General features: G+C 39.2%; 23 protein-coding genes. 8 read left to right on the top strand and 15 right to left on the bottom strand.

Annotation, left to right across the window (positions count from 1 at the left end; genetic code table 11):
• Nucleotide 1: 1 nt before the first annotated feature.
• From coaE to J5F42_RS04370, 5 genes are all read left to right on the top strand, one after another.
• Nucleotides 2-592, top strand: coding sequence for a dephospho-CoA kinase (gene coaE / locus J5F42_RS04350; RefSeq protein ID WP_283491134.1), 591 nt, complete (start codon nt 2-4; stop codon nt 590-592).
• Nucleotides 593-650: 58 nt separating this feature from the next.
• Nucleotides 651-2,012: an Asp-tRNA(Asn)/Glu-tRNA(Gln) amidotransferase subunit GatA gene (gatA, locus tag J5F42_RS04355; RefSeq protein WP_283491135.1), complete on the top strand. Its 1,362-nt coding sequence runs from the start codon at nt 651-653 to the stop codon at nt 2,010-2,012.
• 9 nt (nt 2,013-2,021) lie between these two features.
• Nucleotides 2,022-3,467, top strand: coding sequence for an IMP dehydrogenase (gene guaB / locus J5F42_RS04360; protein ID WP_283491136.1), 1,446 nt, complete (start codon nt 2,022-2,024; stop codon nt 3,465-3,467).
• A gap of 122 nt (nt 3,468-3,589) precedes the next feature.
• Nucleotides 3,590-4,270 (top strand): F0F1 ATP synthase subunit A, encoded by a 681-nt coding sequence (locus J5F42_RS04365; protein ID WP_000401209.1) that lies wholly within the window; start codon nt 3,590-3,592, stop codon nt 4,268-4,270.
• A gap of 322 nt (nt 4,271-4,592) precedes the next feature.
• Nucleotides 4,593-4,841 carry an RNA-binding protein gene (locus J5F42_RS04370; RefSeq protein ID WP_000790557.1) on the top strand — a complete coding sequence of 83 codons (249 nt, stop codon included), beginning with the start codon at nt 4,593-4,595 and terminating at the stop codon, nt 4,839-4,841.
• A 220-nt stretch (nt 4,842-5,061) separates the two neighbouring features.
• Here J5F42_RS04370 and J5F42_RS04375 read toward each other — a convergent pair whose 3' ends face one another.
• The 7 genes from J5F42_RS04375 to J5F42_RS04405 form a co-directional block, all read right to left on the bottom strand.
• Nucleotides 5,062-5,883: a glycosyltransferase family 25 protein gene (locus J5F42_RS04375; protein WP_283491137.1), complete on the bottom strand. Its 822-nt coding sequence runs from the start codon at nt 5,881-5,883 to the stop codon at nt 5,062-5,064.
• A 373-nt stretch (nt 5,884-6,256) separates the two neighbouring features.
• Nucleotides 6,257-7,192 carry a thioredoxin-disulfide reductase gene (gene trxB, locus J5F42_RS04380; RefSeq protein WP_078286596.1) on the bottom strand — a complete coding sequence of 312 codons (936 nt, stop codon included), beginning with the start codon at nt 7,190-7,192 and terminating at the stop codon, nt 6,257-6,259.
• 4 nt (nt 7,193-7,196) lie between these two features.
• Complete coding sequence (gene trxA, locus J5F42_RS04385) at nt 7,197-7,517, bottom strand: thioredoxin (protein WP_000020199.1); 321 nt, start codon at nt 7,515-7,517, stop codon at nt 7,197-7,199.
• Between the two features lie 91 nt (nt 7,518-7,608).
• Nucleotides 7,609-7,953 carry a YraN family protein gene (locus J5F42_RS04390; protein WP_187898509.1) on the bottom strand — a complete coding sequence of 115 codons (345 nt, stop codon included), beginning with the start codon at nt 7,951-7,953 and terminating at the stop codon, nt 7,609-7,611.
• Nucleotides 7,954-9,219, bottom strand: coding sequence for a homoserine dehydrogenase (locus J5F42_RS04395; protein WP_097699769.1), 1,266 nt, complete (start codon nt 9,217-9,219; stop codon nt 7,954-7,956).
• A 10-nt stretch (nt 9,220-9,229) separates the two neighbouring features.
• The gene (uvrC, locus tag J5F42_RS04400; protein WP_283491138.1) at nt 9,230-11,014 is read right to left on the bottom strand and encodes an excinuclease ABC subunit UvrC; all 1,785 of its coding nucleotides are present in this window, start codon (nt 11,012-11,014) and stop codon (nt 9,230-9,232) included.
• Nucleotides 11,015-11,476 carry a hypothetical protein gene (locus J5F42_RS04405; protein ID WP_000437184.1) on the bottom strand — a complete coding sequence of 154 codons (462 nt, stop codon included), beginning with the start codon at nt 11,474-11,476 and terminating at the stop codon, nt 11,015-11,017.
• Between J5F42_RS04405 and J5F42_RS04410 the strand changes: the two genes are divergently transcribed.
• Nucleotides 11,468-11,647 carry a hypothetical protein gene (locus J5F42_RS04410; RefSeq protein WP_000468798.1) on the top strand — a complete coding sequence of 60 codons (180 nt, stop codon included), beginning with the start codon at nt 11,468-11,470 and terminating at the stop codon, nt 11,645-11,647. The two genes, J5F42_RS04405 and J5F42_RS04410, sit on opposite strands and share 9 nt — an antisense overlap.
• A 2-nt stretch (nt 11,648-11,649) precedes the next feature.
• Here J5F42_RS04410 and egtV read toward each other — a convergent pair whose 3' ends face one another.
• From egtV to J5F42_RS04445, 7 genes are all read right to left on the bottom strand, one after another.
• Entirely contained in the window at nt 11,650-12,300 is a 651-nt protein-coding gene (gene egtV / locus J5F42_RS04415; protein WP_283491139.1) for an ergothioneine transport ATP-binding protein EgtV, read from the bottom strand.
• 3 nt (nt 12,301-12,303) lie between these two features.
• The gene (gene egtU, locus J5F42_RS04420; protein ID WP_283491140.1) at nt 12,304-13,965 is read right to left on the bottom strand and encodes an ergothioneine transport permease/ergothioneine binding protein EgtU; all 1,662 of its coding nucleotides are present in this window, start codon (nt 13,963-13,965) and stop codon (nt 12,304-12,306) included.
• Between the two features lie 68 nt (nt 13,966-14,033).
• Nucleotides 14,034-14,471, bottom strand: coding sequence for a hypothetical protein (locus J5F42_RS04425; RefSeq protein WP_000802458.1), 438 nt, complete (start codon nt 14,469-14,471; stop codon nt 14,034-14,036).
• Nucleotides 14,472-14,476: 5 nt separating this feature from the next.
• Complete coding sequence (gene motB, locus J5F42_RS04430; protein WP_001085365.1) at nt 14,477-15,250, bottom strand: flagellar motor protein MotB; 774 nt, start codon at nt 15,248-15,250, stop codon at nt 14,477-14,479.
• 2 nt (nt 15,251-15,252) lie between these two features.
• Complete coding sequence (gene motA, locus J5F42_RS04435) at nt 15,253-16,026, bottom strand: flagellar motor stator protein MotA (protein WP_000366184.1); 774 nt, start codon at nt 16,024-16,026, stop codon at nt 15,253-15,255.
• Between the two features lie 15 nt (nt 16,027-16,041).
• The gene (locus J5F42_RS04440) at nt 16,042-16,809 is read right to left on the bottom strand and encodes a HesA/MoeB/ThiF family protein (RefSeq protein WP_097699352.1); all 768 of its coding nucleotides are present in this window, start codon (nt 16,807-16,809) and stop codon (nt 16,042-16,044) included.
• Entirely contained in the window at nt 16,810-17,427 is a 618-nt protein-coding gene (locus tag J5F42_RS04445) for an MBL fold metallo-hydrolase (protein ID WP_078262954.1), read from the bottom strand.
• Between the two features lie 107 nt (nt 17,428-17,534).
• On the opposite strand from J5F42_RS04445, the gene J5F42_RS04450 reads away from it, so the two are divergent.
• Nucleotides 17,535-18,563 (top strand): class I SAM-dependent methyltransferase, encoded by a 1,029-nt coding sequence (locus tag J5F42_RS04450; RefSeq protein ID WP_283491608.1) that lies wholly within the window; start codon nt 17,535-17,537, stop codon nt 18,561-18,563.
• 300 nt (nt 18,564-18,863) lie between these two features.
• Here J5F42_RS04450 and J5F42_RS04455 read toward each other — a convergent pair whose 3' ends face one another.
• A complete protein-coding gene (locus tag J5F42_RS04455) occupies nt 18,864-20,192 on the bottom strand; it encodes an RNA-guided endonuclease InsQ/TnpB family protein (protein ID WP_283491141.1) in 1,329 nt (442 codons plus the stop codon).
• 36 nt (nt 20,193-20,228) lie between these two features.
• Between J5F42_RS04455 and tnpA the strand changes: the two genes are divergently transcribed.
• On the top strand, nt 20,229-20,645 hold the full coding sequence (gene tnpA, locus J5F42_RS04460) for an IS200/IS605 family transposase (RefSeq protein ID WP_283491142.1): 417 nt from the start codon (nt 20,229-20,231) through the stop codon (nt 20,643-20,645).
• The last annotated feature ends 69 nt before the right edge of the window (nt 20,646-20,714 follow it).

The following is a 20,714-nucleotide window of genomic DNA, read 5'->3' on the forward strand; positions in this document are numbered from 1 at the left end:
AATGATCTTAAAAAACGCTATCGCTCTCACAGGGGGGATAGGCACCGGTAAAAGCACCACCCTTAAAATATTGGAATCGCAAGGCTATGAGATTTTAGATGCGGATAAGATCGCCCACCAATTATTGCAAGAGTATCGGCTAGAAATCGCCCAACATTTTGGATCAGAGATTTTAGAAAAAGATATTTTAAACAGAAAAAAACTTGGCGCGATCGTGTTTAAAGACCCTAATAAATTAAAATGGCTAGAGGATTTTTTACACCCCTTAATCCGTGAAAGCATGCTTAAAAAAGCCTATGAATTAGAAAAAAACCATCAAGCGTATTTTTTAGACATCCCTTTGTTTTTTGAAGTGGGGGGTAAAAAACGCTATCCTGTGAGTAAAGTGGTGTTAATCTATGCGCCAAGAGCTTTACAAATTGAGCGCCTTTTAGAGCGAGACAAACTCAAAGAATCTGAAATTTTGCAACGCTTAGCTTGTCAAATGGATATAGAGCAAAAACGCGCCATGAGCGATTATATTATAGACAACAGCTCCAGTTTAAAAGATTTGAATAAGCAAGTTGAACGCTTTTTAAAAACGCTCTTATAAGCTCGTTTTATATGTAAGCATGTTAAACTACCATTAAATTTTTTGTAAGGCTAAAAACATGATCACTTTAAAACAAGCCCTTTCTTTATCCCAAGATGAATTAGAAACCCTTAAAAACGAAATTGACGCTAAGGTTAGAGCTTCAGATTTGAACGCTTACATTAAAGCCCCTAGCCTTAATGGCGCTAGCGCTAAGGGGGTGCCGATTCTTATTAAAGATAATATCAGCGTTAAGGGGTGGGAAATCACTTGCTCCAGTAAGATTTTAGAAGGCTATGTCGCCCCTTATCATGCGAGCGCGATTGAAAACTTGCACCAAAACAGCATGGCAGGGTTTGGGCTTTCTAACATGGACGAGTTTGCGATGGGGAGCACCACGGAGTCTAGTTGCTATGGGATCACTAAAAACCCACGAGACAAAAACAGAGTGCCTGGGGGGAGTAGCGGAGGGAGTGCAGCAGCTGTGGCGGGCGGCTTAGCGGTGGCGGCTTTAGGGAGCGATACGGGCGGGTCTATCAGGCAGCCGGCGAGCTATTGCGGGTGCGTGGGGTTAAAGCCCACTTATGGGAGGGTGAGCCGTTATGGTTTGATCGCTTATTGCTCTAGTTTTGATCAAATCGGGCCTATCACGCAAAATGTAGAAGACGCTTCTATTTTATTTGACGCCATTAGTGGGTATGATAGCAAGGATTCCACGAGCGCGAATCTCAAACCCACGCAAACCTTTAAAAACCTTAACAGAGAAAAACGCTTTAAGATTGCTATCTTAAGAGATCATGTTAAAGATGCGAGCAATGGAGTGCAACTCGCTTATGAAAACACCCTTAAAGCCTTGAAAGAAATGGGGCATGAGATTGTGGAAAAAAAGATGTTGGATTCACATTATCAAATCTCTGTCTATTATATTATCAGCATGGCTGAAGCGAGTTCGAATCTGGCCAGATTTGATGGGGTTCGTTATGGGAGGAGGGCTCAAAATATTAAAGACTTGAAAGAATTGTATCTCAAAAGCCGCAGTGAAGGTTTTGGCGATGAGGTGAAACGGCGCATCATGTTAGGGAATTTTGTCTTAAGCAGTGGGTATTATGACGCTTATTATTTGAAAGCCCAGCAAATGCGTTTGATGATTAAAGAGCAATACAATAAGATTTTTGAAGAAGCGGATTTGATTTTCACCCCTGTAGCTCCTACGAGCGCTCATTTATTCAATTACCATGCAAGCCCTTTAGAAATGTATTTGAGCGATATTTACACGATTGGGGCGAATTTGAGCGGTTTGCCAGCCCTTTCTTTACCGGTCGCTAAAGATCCTTTAGGCTTGCCCATAGGGATGCAATTCATTGCTAAGGCTTTTGATGAGCAAAGCCTTTTAGATGTTTCTTACGCTTTGGAGCAGGAATTGGATTTAAAATTAGATTAAGGATAGAAAATGAGAATTGTACAAAGGGCTTTGACTTTTGAAGACGTGTTGATGGTGCCTAGAAAATCCAGCATTTTACCTAAAGATGTGAGCTTAAAGTCTCGCCTAACCAAAAATATTGGTTTGAATATCCCCTTTATTAGCGCGGCTATGGATACGGTTACAGAGCATAAAACCGCTATCGCTATGGCACGCCTTGGGGGTATTGGCATCGTGCATAAAAACATGGATATTCAAACGCAAGTCAAAGAAATCACTAAAGTTAAAAAAAGCGAAAGCGGGGTGATTAATGATCCTATTTTTATCCATGCGCACAGGACGCTAGCGGACGCTAAAGTCATAACGGATAATTACAAGATTTCAGGCGTGCCTGTGGTAGATGATAAGGGGTTGTTGATTGGGATTTTAACCAACAGAGATGTGCGCTTTGAAACCGATTTGAGTAAAAAAGTGGGCGATGTGATGACTAAAATGCCTTTAGTTACCGCTCATGTGGGCATTAGTTTAGATGAAGCGAGTGATTTGATGCACAAGCATAAGATTGAAAAATTGCCCATTGTGGATAAAGATAATGTTTTAAAAGGCTTGATCACGATCAAAGATATTCAAAAACGCATTGAATACCCTGAGGCCAATAAAGATGATTTTGGGAGGTTGAGAGTGGGGGCGGCTATTGGAGTGGGGCAGTTGGATAGGGCTGAAATGTTAGTTAAAGCCGGGGTAGATGCGCTGGTGCTAGACAGCGCGCATGGGCATTCAGCTAATATTTTACACACTTTAGAAGAGATTAAAAAAAGCTTGGTAGTGGATGTGATTGTGGGGAATGTGGTTACTAAAGAGGCCACAAGCGATTTGATTAGTGCGGGAGCGGACGCTGTTAAAGTGGGTATTGGGCCAGGAAGCATTTGCACCACTAGGATTGTGGCTGGAGTGGGAATGCCCCAAGTGAGCGCGATTGATAATTGCGTAGAAGTGGCGTCTAAATTTGATATTCCTGTGATTGCAGATGGAGGGATTCGCTATTCAGGCGATGTGGCTAAGGCTTTAGCTTTGGGGGCATCAAGCGTGATGATAGGCTCTTTACTCGCTGGCACAGAAGAATCGCCGGGGGATTTTATGATCTATCAAGGGAGGCAGTATAAAAGCTATAGGGGTATGGGTAGCATTGGGGCTATGACTAAAGGGAGCTCTGATAGGTATTTTCAAGAGGGCGTGGCGAGTGAAAAGCTAGTCCCAGAAGGCATTGAAGGGCGTGTGCCTTATCGTGGTAGGGTTTCGGATATGATTTTCCAATTAGTAGGGGGCGTGCGCTCTTCTATGGGGTATCAGGGGGCGAAGAATATTTTGGAATTGTATCAAAACGCTGAATTTGTAGAAATCACTAGCGCGGGGTTAAAAGAAAGCCATGTGCATGGAGTGGATATTACCAAAGAAGCCCCTAATTATTATGGGTGAATTTTAAAAGAAAACAAGACAAATCGTTAAAAAACTCGTTAAAAAGCTTGATTTAATGAGTTTTTAAAACTTAATTGCTACAATTTAAGGAAATTTTCAATAAGGCTTAGAGAAACTTTTTCATGGAACACAGAGTATTTACTATTGCTAATTTTTTTAGCTCCAATCATGATTTTATCACCGGGTTTTTTGTCGTTTTGACAGCGGTTTTGATGTTTTTCATTTCGCTTGGCGCGTCGCGCAAAATGCAGATGGTGCCTATGGGTTTGCAGAATGTATATGAGAGCATCATTAGCGCGATTTTGAGCGTGGCTAAGGATATTATAGGCGAAGAATTGGCCCGCAAATACTTCCCCCTAGCTGGCACGATCGCTTTGTATGTCTTTTTTTCTAACATGATAGGCATCATTCCTGGTTTTGAATCCCCTACGGCTAGCTGGAGCTTTACGCTGGTTTTAGCGCTGATTGTGTTTTTTTATTACCATTTTGAAGGCATCAGAGTGCAGGGCTTTTTTAAGTATTTCGCCCATTTTGCAGGTCCTGTGAAGTGGCTCGCCCCTTTCATGTTCCCTATTGAGATCATCTCGCATTTTTCTAGGATCGTGTCTTTATCGTTTCGTTTGTTTGGGAATATCAAGGGCGATGACATGTTCTTGCTCATCATGCTTTTATTAGTGCCTTGGGCGGTTCCTGTAGCGCCTTTTATGGTGTTGTTTTTTATGGGGATTTTACAAGCTTTTGTTTTTATGATCCTCACTTATGTGTATCTGGCAGGGGCTGTTTTAACCGATGAAGGGCATTAAACAAAGCGTCCTTGTTTGGCTTTGATATGGTGTTTTAAAACTTTGTTTTATGGTAAAGCTTTTAAAAGGATAGGGGGTGATTTTGAAACCATGTTCCCCATATCCTTTAATAACGCTTTTTAAAATTACCGCTTGCTTGTGTAAGTTCTATTTTATTATCAATACCCAATTTTAATAGCTTTTATAATTTTTTAAGCAATCATTAGATAAAATCCACCATACTTCTGTTTTGGATGTGTTTGGGTTTTAGAAGTGTTACTTTTTTATAACTTTTTCATATTCTTATGGGTATGTTGTCATTTTTTTACCGGAGAATTTTATCTTGAAAAACATTTATGTAGGGAATTTGGTTTATAGCGCTACCAGCGAGCAAGTCAAGGAGCTTTTCAGTCAATTTGGCAAAGTTTTTAATGTCAAGCTGATTTATGACAGAGAAACGAAGAAACCTAAAGGTTTTGGCTTTGTAGAAATGCAAGAAGAGGGCGTTAGCGAAGCGATTGCTAAATTGGATAATACGGATTTTATGGGCAGAACGATTAGGGTAACCGAAGCCAATCCTAAAAAGTCTTAATCTTAAAGCATTAGAAAATTAGAAAATAGTTTTCTAATGCACTCCATTCTTTTAATGCGTCTTATCTAGATCGCACATAGAAACTAAAAGAGGCTACAAACTCTTTTGAAATCCATTTAAAAATTCAATCCATTCTTAAAAGCGGTTAAAAACCAGTTTTGTTCCAATCAAATAGGGACAGCTAAAGCTTTAAAACGCTCTTTAGTATGTTTATTATTGATTATACAAACTGCCACCATTTCAAAAATTTAAAATGGAATTCTCTCATTAGGGCGATTTTAGGGCTGTAGGGTTCTTCTTTTCGCACTATCGTAGAGATTTGCTCATCATCAGCGATCACAAAAGGTTGTAACACCAGATTTTTCACGCCATGGATAAAAGTAGCGTCCATTATCGTATCCACAGGAACAACCCATTTTCGGCTGCATTTTTTAAAAACTTTGGTAATCTTGGGCGTGATCACATAGCCTTGCGTCCCCACCCCATGACTATAAGCTTTAATGATCCCCACACGCTCTTGTATCTCGTGGTTTTTATGGTTTAAGGGCTCACTTTTCACACTGGCATCATACAATAAATGCATCAAGCGGATATAGCCTAACTCATGGATGTGTTTTTCTAAAAAATCCAAGCCCTCTTTAAAATCCTCTTTCAAGGTTATATCGTCTTCTAAAATACAGATCGCTTCATTGAGCTCTATGCATTTTTGCCACAAGGAATAATGACTCGCATAGCACCCAAGTTCCCCCAAGATCATAAACTTCGCATGGTATTTTAAAGCGTAATAAAACTTAGAAACCTCACTGATGAGATTGGTTGCAATCCCCATGTCTTTGATGTTTTGCGTGATGAAATAAGGGTGTAAATGCTTTTTCACTAAGGGGTGCAACCCGCCTTCAAAAGTTTTAGAATAAATCGCATCAAAAATTTGCGCCTTGTGGTGGGTGGCGTTGATGTTATTAAGTAAAGTTGTGGTGTCTCTAAAAACCAAACCAAATGTATCACACACTTTTTGATTTAAAGAAATGATAAAAACACGCAAAGCTTAAACTCCCATAATTTTTTAATAGAGTATATCGTTTTTAGGCCTTGTTTATCATAAAACTCTTAAAGGGATAGGGGATATTTTGAAACAACCCTCCCCCTTAAAAGATCCCACTAACCCCTAAAAACCGCTTTTTTTAGAAACTACCGCTTGCTTTTTGCAAGCTTTCTATATTTATTTTAACAAGCGATTTTTTAAATGCTATGATCAATACCCAACTAAAAACCAATAGCAAGAGAACGAAATGACATTGTGGCTAAAATAAGATTAAAATAACAAGAAACCTAAAATACCTTACAAGTTTTGAAATCCAATGAATGTTTGAAGCGAGAACTTATAACCCTAAAATCTAGGGTTATAAGCTATAATTTTAATGGTGTTCTAAATAAGAAATCACGCTTAAGGCTGCCGTAGCGCCATCGCTTGCCGCACAAACCACTTGCTTAGGGGCAAAAATGCGAATATCCCCTGCCGCAAACAAGCCCTGAACGTTCGTTTTCATGGAAAAATCCACGACAATGGAGCCGTATTCATCGCATTTGCACAGCATAGAGCCGTCTTCTTGTTTTAACACAGCGTTATTCACATCATAACCCACAAAAATAAAAAGCCCTGGCACGACCAATTCTGTTTTTTTATTAGTGGCTGTGTTTTTAATGCTTAAAGAAGACACTCCAGAAGCATCGCCCTTGATTTCTTCCACCACATAAGGGGTTAAAAACTCAATCTTATCATTGTTTTTGGCATGCTCTAAAGTGATAGGCGCACACCTAAAACCATCTCTTCTGTGGATAAGATAGACTTTTTTGCAGATATTGGCTAGATAAATCGCCTCTTCTACAGCGGTATCGCCCCCACCAAGCACCGCTACTTCCTTATTTTTGTAAAAGAAGCCATCGCATGTCGCGCAAGTGCTCACGCCTTTACCCCAATATTCTGACTCGCCCTTGATGCCTGTGCGTTTAGGGCTACCACCGGTAGCGATAATCACGCTCTTAGCCTCAAAAGTCTTGCCGTCTTCTGCCAAAATAATAAAATGAGAGTCTTTTTTAGAAACCCTTTGAACAGCAGTCATCTCATGCTTTAAGCCAAAGCGAAAGCATTGCTCTTGCCATGGTTGCATGAAATCCAACCCGCTCACCACTTCCTTAACGCCTGGATAGTTTTCAATTTCACTACTGCCAGTGATTTGCCCCCCAGGCATTCCTTTTTCAAACAAAACGGCGTTTTTAACACCGCCTCTAGTGGCATAAAGCCCCGCACTCAAACCTGCAGGACCACCTCCAATAATCGCGCAATCTATCATGCTATTAGCCTAGAAGTTTGTTCAATTGCTCTTTTAAAGCAACTTTAGTTTGCACGCCCACCAGCTGATGGACGACTTCGCCATCTTTTGTGAATAAAAGCGTAGGAATGCTTCTAATACCAAATTTCGCGCTCAATTCTTCTTGCTCATCGGTATTGACTTTACAAATCTTAGCCTTACCTTCATATTCGCTAGCTAATTCATCAATCACAGGGGATAGCATCTTACAAGGACCACACCATGGCGCCCAAAAATCCACTAACGCAACCCCTTTTTTAATGGTGCTTTCAAAATTTTCTTCAGTTAATTCAATATAGTGACTCATTGGTTACTCCTAATTATTCTATGATTTTGATTAACGAGAACTATCTTATCCTAATAATGTTAATGAAAACGCATTGATTTTGGATAAAAATCTAAAAAGTGATATTTTCTAAAAGCTCAAATTTACCATTTTTCACAATAAGAGCGTCAATGCAAAAATCGCTGTTGGGATCTTTTTGGGACAAATAACAGCGGATCGTTTTAATCATCTTTCTTAATTTACTCGGCGTGATCGCATAAATGGGATCAAAATTTTCCCCGCTTTTGACTTCAATGAAATGCAAAACCCCTTTTTTCAAAGCGATAATATCAATTTCGCCAAATTGTGAAAAAAAGTTCCTTTCTATTATTTCAAAACCTAGCGTTTTTAAAAATCCGCAAGCTTCTTCTTCAGCCTTTAAGCCTTTTTCTCTATGTTTGTTGTTCAAAAATCGCATTCAATTTTCCAAACGAATCATTTTAGGGGTATCCAACACGCTTTGTAAATTTTCAAGCTCTTTAAGAGCGTTCAGCATAGATTTTTCGTTGGTGGTGTGCGTGGAAAATAAGATTTTAGCCTTGTTAGAATGCGGGATTTCTTTTTGCAAAACATTGTTGAGCGAAATATCATTTTTAGCTAAAATCGCGCTGATTTGAGAAAAAACCCCTTTTTCATCGCTCACTAACAAGCGCGCATAGTAAGCGCATTGGATTTCTTCTTTGGGTTTTAGAGGGAGTTTTTGAGGGGTTTCAAAGCCTAGCATTAGAGAGCTTTTTTTTCTTGCGATTTCTATAATATCGCTAATGACCGCGCTTGCGGTAGGCTCTCCCCCAGCCCCAGCCCCATAATACAAAGTTTCGCCCACTTTATCCCCTATAACGCTGATAGCGTTCATCACCCCATCCACTTTAGAGAGCATGCATTCGTTTTTGATCATGCTTGGATGCACCCTTAATTCAATGCAATCTGGGTGTTTTTTAGCGATGCCTAAAAGTTTGATGCTATAACCAAATTCTTTAGCAAACTCCATGTCGTCTGGCTCTATTTTTTCAATGCCTTCAATCAAAATTTCTTCTAATTTCGCATCAATGCCATACGCTAAAGACGCTAAAATCAATAATTTGTGCGCCGCATCAATGCCTTTAATGTCAAATTCAGGGTTCAATTCCGCATAGCCTAAATGCTGTGCGTCTTTCAAAGCGTCCTTAAAGCTCGCTTGATTTTTAAACATCTGGCTTAAAATGTAATTGCTCGTGCCGTTTAAAATCCCTTTAAAAGAAAGGATGTGATTAGCGCTCAAGCCGTCTTTTAAAGCCTTGATAATAGGGATACCCCCGCACACGCTCGCTTCAAAGCCTATGGGGGTGTTTTTAGCGGTTTGCTCTAATTCATAGCGGTGATACGCTAACATGGCTTTATTGGCTGTAACGAAGGCTTTTTGTTTGGCTAAAGTTTTTTTAGCTAAAAGATAAGGCGCTTCCACCCCACCCATAAGCTCCACGACAATATCAATCTCTTCATCTTCTATCAGGCTTTCTAAATCATTACTGATTTCAAAAGCATAGCCTTTGTGCTTTTTCACATCTCGCACCACCGCTTTTTTAATCCCAATTTCTACGCCGGCTCTGTCTTTGATGATTTCTTGATTTTCTTGTAAGATTTTAGCGACCGCGCTCCCCACACACCCTAAACCCACAAGCCCTATATTCAATTTTTTTTTCATGCCTTTTCCTTTAAATTCGTTTTTTCAAAACGGCGTTTTTTTCTTGTTCGCTCGCTTTTTCTATCGCTTCAAAACTCCCAAAATAATCCAACAATTTTTTCACGCTGGCTTCTCCTATGCCCTTTTCTTTTAAAAGAGCGATTTGTTTCATGTTTTTAAGTTTAGTGGATCTGTGGAAGTTTATCGCATACCGGTGGCTTTCATCGCGCAATTTTTGCACCCACTGCAAGCGTTTGTCGCTAGGGAGCAATTTAAAAGTATTACTAGGCGTATGGATAATGTCTTTAGCGCCCCCTTTAGAGCGATAAGCCTTAGAATCCCTTTTTTCTTTAGAAATAGCGATCACTTCTACAAAACTCCCGCTGCTTTTTAAAACTTCTAAAGCGATGTTTAATTGCGCCCTCCCTCCATCAATCACCCACAAATTAGGCGGTGGCTCTTTAGCAAAGTCTAAAGCCCTTCTGGTGAGCAATTCGCTTATTTGAGCGTATTCATTAGAGCCTTTTAAATGGTAGCGCCGGTAAGAGTCTTTTTGAAATGCATTGTTTTCATACACGACCATTCCCCCCACGCACTGGCTGTTTGAATGGTGGCTTGTGTCAAAGATTTCCACCCTATAAGGCACGCACTCTAAATTGAAAAGCGATCGCGCTTCTTCTAAAATCAGATCTTCATTAGAGGTTTTTTCTTGGCTAAAAATCTCTTGAGCGTTTTTCATAGCGATTTCTATTAAAGCGAGCTTGTCGCCCTTTTTAGGAATGCTAAGAGCGATTTTTTTAGAATATTGATGAGAGATAAACTCTTGCAATTCTTTAAGCGTTTCATTAGAGCAAGCGCTCAATAAGATCTGTTCAGGCATCAAAGGCAAATGCGATTGGTAATGATTGATAATGGCTTGTTTCATCGCTTCATCGGTGTCAAACCCATTAAGGGAGTGGATTTTTTCAAACGCTGAAGAAATGATTTTACCCCCACGCATAAACATTTTCACTAAGACCGCTTTATTGCTTGCACCATAAAAAGCAAAAATATCCAAATCATAGAGTTTGGCCAAATCCATGCAAGTGAAAGGGGCGATTTTTTGGATTTTTGCAATCCTGTCCCTGTAAATGAGAGCTTCTTCAAAACGCAAGTTACTAGAAAGGCGCTCCATTTTCAATTCAAGCTCTTTGATGAGCCTGTCTTTATTTTCAATCATTTCTAAACATTCTTTAGCGATTTTTGAATACTCTTCTTTAGTGATTTTATCCTCGCATGGGGCTTTGCAACGCTCTATTTGATAAAACATGCATGCCTTTTTATCCTTGATGCAATTTTTCTTTTGAACTAAAGGGAGCAACTCATACAAGCTGTCCAAAATATCCTTAGCCCCGCTCGTAAAAGGGCCAAAATATTTAACGCCAGGCTGTTTTAAAATTTTTCGTGTGATTAAAGGGATAGGGAAATCGGTGGAAAAATCCATGTAAATATAAGGGTAAGTTTTATCGTCTCTTAAAAGAATGTTGTATTTGGGCTTGAGCTGCTTGATTAAAGAATTTTCCAAAATCAAAGCGTCTTGCTCGTTTTCCACTAAAATGGTTTCTAAAAAAGCGATTTGTTTGACCATCATTTGGACGCGTAAGCTAGCGCGAGGATTGGGCGTGATTTCATTATTACGGATGGAAAAATAGCTTTTGATGCGTTTTTTTAAGTTTTTCGCCTTACCGATATAGAGTAATTGGCGGTTTTTATCAAAATATTGATACACGCCACTGCTATTAGGAAGGTTTTTCAAACTGGACAATAAATCAGCCATTCATTCCTCAAAAAAACTTCGTTGGTAGTGGATCAAAGCGCGCGCTTTTTCAAAACATTCATGCAAACGAGCGTCTTTAATGGGGTTATGGAACAACCCTAAAGCGCTAGGGCGAAAAAAACGGGCTTGTTTTTTAATGGGGGCATAAAAATTGGCTTTTTCTAAGGAATCTTTAGGCACATAACCTAAAATTTCTAACCCATTCAACCCGTCAAACCCATAAGCATGCCCTTGCGTGTTTAAAAAATGGCTGATTTCTTTAGCGAATCGCTGGTTAAATTCCTTAGAAGCCCAAAGATCTTTAAACGCAAAAAGCAATTTAGAGTCTTTTATGAAGATAAAAAGCAAATTTTCTTGTAAACTTAAAGGCATAAAAACCTTAAGCTTTTTGAGTTTCAAAAGAGTTTCAAGCTTTTTATAAGACTTTTTTTGAATGAGTAAGGAGAAAATATTTTGTTCCATAAACCGATCTTAACATGCTTTTTAATACTTGTAGCGATAACGATTCAAGCTTGCGGCTATAAAGCCCCTCCATTCAATGAAAAACCCGCTAAAAAAACTTCAAACAGCTCTAATTCTTCTATGCAAACGCCCACCAATAACACCACGCCAGAATTTTTAAACGAGCCTTAAAATCATTGCCCTTGTTTAAGGGTTTTGATTTCTAGGGTTTTTGTGGCTAACTTTTGCGCCTCTTCCTCATCATGCGTTACCATAATGAAAGTAGCGCAAGAATTTTGGTGTATCTCTTTGATGAGATCCTGTAAATTCTTACGATTTAAACTATCTAAAGCGCTAAAAGGCTCGTCTAATAAAATGAGTTCTGGCTTGTGGATAATCCCCCTAATAATACCCACTCTTTGGGCTTGCCCCCCACTCAATTCGTTAGGGAATTTATCCATAAGGCTCTCCTCTAACCCCATTTTTAACGCTAAGGCTTTGGCTTCTTTTTGAGCGGCTTGTTTGTTTATGCCTTGTAAATTAAGGCAAAAGGTCATGTTTTGCATGGCGTTTAAATGAGAGAATAAGGAATTGCCTTGAGCGATATAGCCTATTTTTTGGCGTAAAAAAGCGTTGTTTGAAAGGGTCTCATTAAAGATTTTAACGCTCCCAAAACTGGGTTTTAAAAGCCCTAAAATCAAGCCTAAAAGCGTGCTTTTACCGCTCCCGCTCTCCCCTAAAACGCATAAAAAATCCCCTTTTTCAATGTTTAAATTAAAATCCTTAAAAATAGCGCGATTGTGGTAGTTAAAAGACACATTCTCTATTGTAACGATTCCTTTCATGCTTTATAACCCTAGGCTTTCTAAAAAATCTTTAGCTACGATTTGGGGGCTTTTTTTCAACACTTCCACCTGATAGTTTAAATCCTGCATTTTTTCATCGCTAATTTTTGAATCCAATTTTTCTAAGATTTTTAATACTTTAGGATACTTTTTGACAACTTCTTTTCTTATGATGATGCCGGCTTGATAATTAGGGAAAAACCCTTTATCATCCTTAAGCACCTTTAAATCCAACTCTTTGATTTGAGCGTCTGTGGTGAAGACGTCTAAAGCGTTGATTTTATGGGATTCAAAACTTTTATAACGCAAATTAATATCCATTTCATGCAAACTTCTAAAATGAAAGCGATAAGCTTTCACTAAGCCCTTAAAAGCGTCCTCTCTTTCAAAAAAGTCAAACTCCGCTCCAAAATCAAAATTTGGGCTATGAAAGGCTAAATCGCTGAAAGTTTTAATCGCGTATTTTTGAGCGTCTTCTTTAGAAATCGCTAAGGAATAGGTGTTGTTAAAGCCCAAAAGCCCCACCCACAAAAGATTAAATTCCTTCTCATAACGCTTTTTAATCGTTTCAAAATCCACTTTTTGAGTCAAAGGGTTTTTGAGCGTATTCACCCAAGCGGTGCCGGTATATTCCACATACAAATCAAAATCGCCCCTAATTAATGCCGGATGGATATTCATCGTCCCCCCACCAATGCCAAACGCTCGCTTGATAGGGATATGGTGTTTTTCTAACAAAAGGCTTAAAATTTCGCCCAAAATATACTGCTCGCTGTTAGGTTTTGTGGCCACGACTAAGGGCTTTTCTTCTGTGGCGTTTCTAGGAATGAGCCATAAAGCGCTCGCTAGCAATAAAAAAAGAAACACCGCTAAATTAAGATAAACTCTTCTTTTTTGTTTTTGGGTGGCGTTTTGAGAAAATAGGCGTTGCAAGGCGTTTTCATGCTGAAACACGCTCACAAATTGATCCGCTAAAACGCTAAAAAGAGCAATAATCAAGCTGCCCGCCACTAAAAGCGTGGTATTTTGCGTGTTTAGCCCTCTAAAAATCGCCTGCCCCAAACCCCCAGCCCCAATGAGTGCCCCAATCCCAGCCATCGCCACTAACATCACCACCGCAATCCTTAAGCCCACTAAAATTTGGGGGATAGCGAGCAAGAAGTGCACCCTAAAAAACAACTCTTTGGGGTTGCACCCTAGCCCAATAGCGGCTTTAATCACCTCTTCTCTCACCTCTTTTAAGGCGTTATAGGTGCTATGGACAATGGGTAACAAGCCGTATAAGACCAACACCAAAAGCGCGTTTTTTAACCCCACCCCAATCACAGGAATGAATAACGCGAATAACGCAAGCGATGGGATGGTGTAGAGGAAATTCACCACAGGGAGCAAAAACGCCCTAGCCTTTGAGTTATAAAACACAAAAACCCCAATCAAAACCCCAAACACCAGCACGAGAAGACTAGAAAGCGCAACGATGATAAAATGCTGCGCGATCAAATCTATAAAGTAAATGAAGCGATCATGAAATTCTTTTATCAAATATTTTACCACGCTTATTTTTAACGCCATAGCAACTAAATGCTGCGTAGCCACATCTATAGAATGGAGCAACCATTCATGCAATTCTTTGATCAATTGTTTAAAAACGCCCATGTTTGGCATTATAACCAAACTTATTTGAATAAAGGGGTTTTAAAACGCTAAAGGCATTTTTTAATATTGGTTGCAGATTAAAACTGAAAGGTGCGTTTGCCTAAATTAGTGCTAACTTCTATCCATAGCGGCTGGTTTTCGCATAAAATTTCATAGGCTACGCTTTGATTCCTTACTAAAGAAACGCTTTTAGGCGTGGGGTAGAGTGAGCAAGAACGCCCTTGATTGATGTCAATTTTTAAGATAACCACGCTCTCCACGACAGCGCTCACCTTTAAATAATACGACTCCCTAGCCCCTTGCCATTCTAAATAGGGCGTTTCTTGGGGGACAATCTCTAAAGCCACTAAAGGGCTTTGAGCCAGTTTTAAACGCGTTTTTTGCTCCTGCTCTTTTAATTCTTGTTCTCTGTTGATCCCTTTATCAATCAAATCAAAAAGGTTTGAAGAAGCGTCCTTTTCTCTAGCGATAAGGCTCGCTAACAACAAAAAGATTAACAAAAAAATTGGTTTCATGCGATTCATTCTTGCTGTTTGTGGGGATTGAATTCTTCATCTAAAATAGAATGGATCTTACTCAAATCGTTCGCATCGGTTGAAAAAAAGATTTCCACACGATTGTTTTTCATTCTGTTTTCTAGGGAGTCATTAGGCGCGATAGGGTTGGTAGAGCCGTAAGAAGAAAAAGACAATTGGTTAGGATCCACGCCGTATTGCATAAGGACTTTCATCACCCTATAAGCGCGATTGGCGGCTAATTCATAATGGCTTTTAAAACGGGTTTTAGTTAAAGGCGTATTATCCGTAAAACCCCTTACATTGATATGCACCCTTTTAGGGAGTTTTTGAATGATTTTAGCGATCCGTTCAAGATAAAGCATCATGTCTTGATTGATGGCGTCTGAAGTGGCGTTTTCAAACAGCAAACTAGAGGGGAGCTTTAAAACAGAGCCTTGATCAATTTGCTCTAAAACACTGCCTTCGCCTTTGCGAGCGATAGTGGCTTTTGTTTCGGTATTTTGCGAAGCCGGTTTGGAGCTTTCGCTCGCCATTTGCTCTTCTTCTTTCCCTGAATCAGGGGGGATCACTACAACCGGCTGCATCGCCTCTGGCTTAGGGGCGTAATTAAAAATCTTAATGAATTCGGTTTTTAAGGCTTCCACTTTGGATTTATTGACCGCTGAAATGGCATAAAGAGCGATAAAAAGCGCAAGCAACAACGACAAAAAGTCCGCATAAGGAACCGCCCATTTTTCGCCGGCGGGGCATTCAGTAGGTTTGTTTTTCTTAGCCATGTTTAACCTTCAAATTGAGACTTTTTAGGCTCACCGGGAGCGATATAATTTAAGAGTTTGTTTTCTAAATCCCTTGGGTTTTCCCCATTAGCGATGCCTAAAATCCCCTCTAAAAGAACGGTTTTTTCTTTGATAATGTCTTTAGATTTAGCTTTGAGCTTATGCCCAAAAGGGCCAAAAATCGCATAAGCACACATAATCCCTGTAACAGTGGCCGTAAAAGCCCCAGCGATCCCTGCTGCCATTTCAGCCGGATTGTCTAGTTTTTGCAAGGCTAACATAAGCCCCATAACCGCCCCCACTAACCCCATAGTAGGAGCGGTCTCACCGGCAGTCTCCCAATAATGAGCGGCACCGTGGTAATACTCTTCCATTTCTTCAATGCTGATTTCTAAGCTTTCCTTAACGGATTTTAAATCCTTGCCATCTATGATCATAGACAAGCCATTGCGGGTGAAATCGTCTTCAATTTGCGCCACTCGCCCCTCTAAACTCAACACCCCATCTTTTCTGGCTAAAGTGGCTAATTCCACTAAATTTTTAATGGTTTCGTTCAAATTGATTTTAGGGTTTAAAAAAACAATTTTTATCTCTTTGTAAGCGGCTTTCACATAACGCGCATGCGTGCCTGTCATGGCGGCAAAAAGCGAAGTAGGCACGATGATAATGACTGAACTCAAATGGATAATGTGCAACGGGTTACCATCTTCTAAAATATCGCCTAACGAAATAGAAGCGACCGCCAATACCAAGCCTAGTATGGTTGATAGATCCAAAACTTACCCCTTAATCTAAATTTCATAATCCTGTAAATGCGTGATTTTATGCGTGCCACAAACCCTACAATCAAGGTTTTTGGGTGCTTGAATTTTTTTAAAATCCATCGTTTTAATATCGGCTATAAGTAAAGTATTTATAAGTAAAGTTTCAAACCCTAAAAAATATTTAAGGCATTCGCTCGCTTGGATACACCCTAAAACCCCGGGCAAAACCCCAAAAAGCCCTGAAGTAGGATTGAATCCTTTTTTAGGGGGCTTATCAAAAACACACGCTAAGCATGTGCTATGGGGTAAAACGCTCATGCTTTGCCCCCTGTATTTTAAAACCCCGGCATGCGAATAGGGTTTTTGGGCTAACACGCAAGCGTCATTAATCAAAAATTTAGCGTTGAAATTGTCTGTAGCGTCTATGATAAAATCGTAAGGCTCTATAAGAGAAAGAGCGTTATGAGCCTTAAAGCGTTCTTCAAAAGTCTCTATTTCAATACCAGCATTGAGTTGTTTTAAGCGCGCTTTCGCGCTAGAGGCTTTAGGTTGGTTTAAAAAATCCTGTGAATGGATGATTTGGCGTTGCAAATTACTCATACCCACCACATCAAAATCCACAATGCCTATTTTTCCTATCCCAGCAGCGCACAGATACATCAAAACCGCTGATCCAAGCCCACCGGCTCCAATGACTAAAACGCTAGATTTTAAAAGCTTCAATTGGCCTTCTTCGCCCACATCTTCTAGCATGATATGGCGCAAATAACGCTCTTTGTCTAGCCGGCTTAACAATTAAGCCATCCTTGAAACCCAAATTTTAGAATGCTCTCTTTCGGCAAAAAAACTTGTTTTATCCCCATGCCCTGGATAAATCTCTATGTCTTTAGAAAAATCTAAATTTTGAAACCTTAACAGGGACTCTTTCATGTCTTTTTCATTAGAATAAGGGAAATCATAACGGCCAATGCTGCGATAAAAAATAAAATCCCCGCTAAAAATCACCCCTTCAATTTCTATGATAGAGCAACCGGGCGTGTGTCCGGGAAAATGCCAGTATTTAATGGTAGTGTTTGCTATCTCTAAAGTGGTGCAACCCTTATTGCAAGGCACGCTAAAATTGGGGCTAAAAACCGGCATGCCCAAATGGAAAATATCATTTTCTAGCATGAACACATCGTCTTTTGGAGCGTAAATGGGGGTGTCTTTAAGGGCTTTTGACAATTGAGCGCTATCCCATACATGATCATAATGCCCATGCGTGATTAAAATCGCTTTAGGATTCTTGGCGTTTTCTAACACCCATTCGCTGCTAGAAAATCCGGGATCAATAATAAAATCCACCCCACTAGAAAGCTTCACAATATAAGCGTTTTCTTCCACCGCCCCGCATTCTCGCCTTAAAATTTTCACACTCCAAACTCCCTTCAAACTAGCCTAAAAGTCATTATAATTATAATATCATAGCGCAAAAATAAGGCGATTTTGACTAGAATAGCGCTCTCTTATTGTTGGTTGAGATGAGTTTGAATGAAAGGGAAATCGTGCGTTCGTTTGGGAATTACATGCAAGAGTGGCTTTATGGCGAAAAAGGGTATTACAGAAAGGCGCTAATCGGTCCAAAAGGGGATTTTTACACTTCGGTGTCTTTGAGTAAGTTTTTTGGGGGCGCTGTTGCGTTTTATATCATCAAGCTTTTAGAAGAAGAAAAATTATTTTTGCCTTTAAAAATTGTAGAAATTGGCTCTCACCATGGGCATTTTTTGAGCGATATAGCCAGTTTTTTAAACGCTTTGAGCGTGGGCGTAATGGAAAAATGCGAGTTTATCAGCTGCGAGCCTTTAAAGGAATTGCAAAAACTCCAACGAATTATTTTCAAACGAGCCACGCAATTGGATCTGATGATCTGCGATCTGAAAGATCTAGATTTCAAGGGGCATGAAAGCGCGTTCGTTGTCTCTAATGAATTGTTTGACGCGTTCGCTTGCGAGATCATTAAAGATAACCAAATGCTTTTTATCACCCATGATCATCAGGGCGTTTGGGGCGGTATTGATGAACCCACTAAAGAACTTCTTAAAAATTTGAATTTAAAACAAGGGTGCGCACCGTTGTTTTTAGAGGCTTTCATTAAGGATTTGTTAGAGAAATTGAATGAGGCTTCTTCTTGGGTGTTTTTGAGCTTTGATTATGGCGATGAAACAGAGCGAAAAGACATGCATTTAAGGGCTTTTAAAAACCACCAAGCGCTGGATTTTAAGGATATTTTAAACAATCTAGCTTCTTTGTATCAGCAAAGCGATTTGACTTATGATGTCAATTTTTCTTTGGTGCGCTTTTTGTTTGAAAAACACCATGCACAATTTTCATTCTTCAAAACGCAGGCTAACGCTTTATTGGATATGGGGCTTATGGAATTACTAGAAACATTTTCAAAGAGCGCGAGTTATGAAAGGTATTTGAAAGAAGCGGCTAAAATCAAGCCCCTAATTAGCCCTGGGGGCTTTGGGGAGCGTTTCAAAGCGTTAGAGTTTGTGAAAAAAAAATAAAATGTAAAACATTTTTACAATCTAATAATAATTAATAATAATAAAGAGTTTGCGTATTTTTAAAGGGGGAAAGGTAAGAGCGTCAGGACATTTTAATGAAAAAGTTGATTAAAATGCTAAGTTATAGTAAAGAAGGAAGGAATAAATATAATACGCCTTTCGCTCTTACCTTGAGCGGCATTATACCAAAAAAAAAAACGATGTTATTTGAGCTTTATTTTTAACATTCTGTTTTTCTTTTTTGTGAAACCGCCCCTTGCTAAAGCAAGGAGCTTCCTAACTAAAGCATTCTATTGAACGCTAACACGAAAGGCTTTGTTCTTTAAAGTCTGCATGGATATTTCCTACCCCAAAAAGACTTAACCCTTTGCTTAAAATATTGTTCGCAGCGTTGATGTCTCTGTGTTCTCTATACCCGCATTCTAAACACCAATATTGCCTATGATTTAATTTAAGCTTGTGGTTGATATTCCCACAACAATGGCAAGTTTTACTCGTATATTGTGGGGGAACTTTCACTAACAATTTGCCATTATGCTGTTGTTTGTAATCTAAAAAAGAAATGATTTGATAGAATGAAGTATTGTTGATAGATTGATTAAGTCCACTCTTTTGTTTAACATTTTTGAGTTTAGCTCTTTTAGTCATGTTTTTTACTTGCAAATCTTCAACTACTATCAATTCAAATTGCTTTGAAAGTTCGCTTGTGATTTTATGGTATCTGTCTGTTTTTTGATGACTAGACTTGTCAAAGGCTTGGTTTAATTTCTTTTGGGTTTTGTAAAAATTACCTCCTAATTTGGTTTTGTTTTGTTTAGACTTTAACACCCTACGGCTTTGTTTTCTTTGTAATCTTTTAAATTTTTTAGAGTATTTTTTTAAAGAATACAATTTGGAATAAGTAGGGATGAGTCGTTTAGTATCCATCTCTTCATCTATTTCTATCCCTAGTAATTCTTTCATGTCTGTTTGGTATTGCTTAAAGTCCGTTAGTTTTTCATGGTTGTTTATCTCACAAGAACAAGCTATACCAAGGATATTCAAATCTAGCCCCACACCATTTTTAGTGTTTTTGATGGGAGTAATGTCTTGTTCGTATTCCACGCTAAAGCTAACAAAATATTTTCTATGGCTGCAAGAGATACTAATTTGTTTCACTTTAAAATTAGGGGGGAAGTCTCTGTGCATGCGCATGAGTAAAGGCATTTTCATCAGAGTGAATGTCTTGAAGCGCTCATCATCGCTCTCTTTGATAGAGAAGCCTTGATTGTTCCACAAAAAAGATTGTTTAGCGAATTTAGAGTTTTTGAATTTAGGAAAGCCCCTGTTTTTAACTTTAAAAGCATCTTTTAAAGCCCTTTCAACATTCATGCGTGCTTGTTGGGCTATCACACTACTAAAGCTTAACCCCCTAGCGTTCAAGTGGTGTTTAATCGCATGATCTAACTCGCTTGATTTTTTCCACTTTCTTTCTTTGGGAGGTAAATCTTTGTTTGTTTCATATTGCTCTTGCAGTAAATTCAATCCAATATTATAAGCTTGATTATAGACAAAAAAGCAGTTTTGCAGTTTGCTTTCTTGCTCTTTAGTGGGATACAAGCGGAATTTAAAACCCTTATTGACTTTCATAGAAGTATTTTAACCTCTTTTTGTTAAAATAGGTCTATGAAAAAAATTGATGATATGAGACACGGAAGGCATTGTGTTTTTTTAATGCATGCGCATTTGGTATTTGTTACTAAATACAGGCGTTCAGCGTTCAACAAGGAAGTGATAGATTTTTTAGGATCGGTGTTTGCCAAAGTGTGTAAGGACTTTGAGAGCGAATTGGTAGAATTTGATGGGGAGAGCGATCATGTGCATTTGCTTATCAACTACCCTCCAAAAGTAAGCGTGAGTAAGTTAGTCAATTCTTTAAAAGGCGTTAGCAGTCGTTTGACTAGACAACACCATTTCAAAAGCGTTGAAGCTAGTTTGTGGGGGAAGCATTTATGGTCGCCTAGTTATTTCGCTGGGAGTTGTGGGGGCGCGCCTTTAGAGACGATTAAGCAATACATACAAGAGCAAGAAACACCGCATTAAATTAGCTAACTTTGATTTTTAATAGAATGCGCTAAAAAGCGAATGGATCTAGGTGAAACGATATTCAAA

It is taken from the genome of Helicobacter pylori (assembly GCF_030062585.1).
Taxonomy (GTDB): Bacteria; Campylobacterota; Campylobacteria; order Campylobacterales; family Helicobacteraceae; genus Helicobacter; species Helicobacter pylori_CN.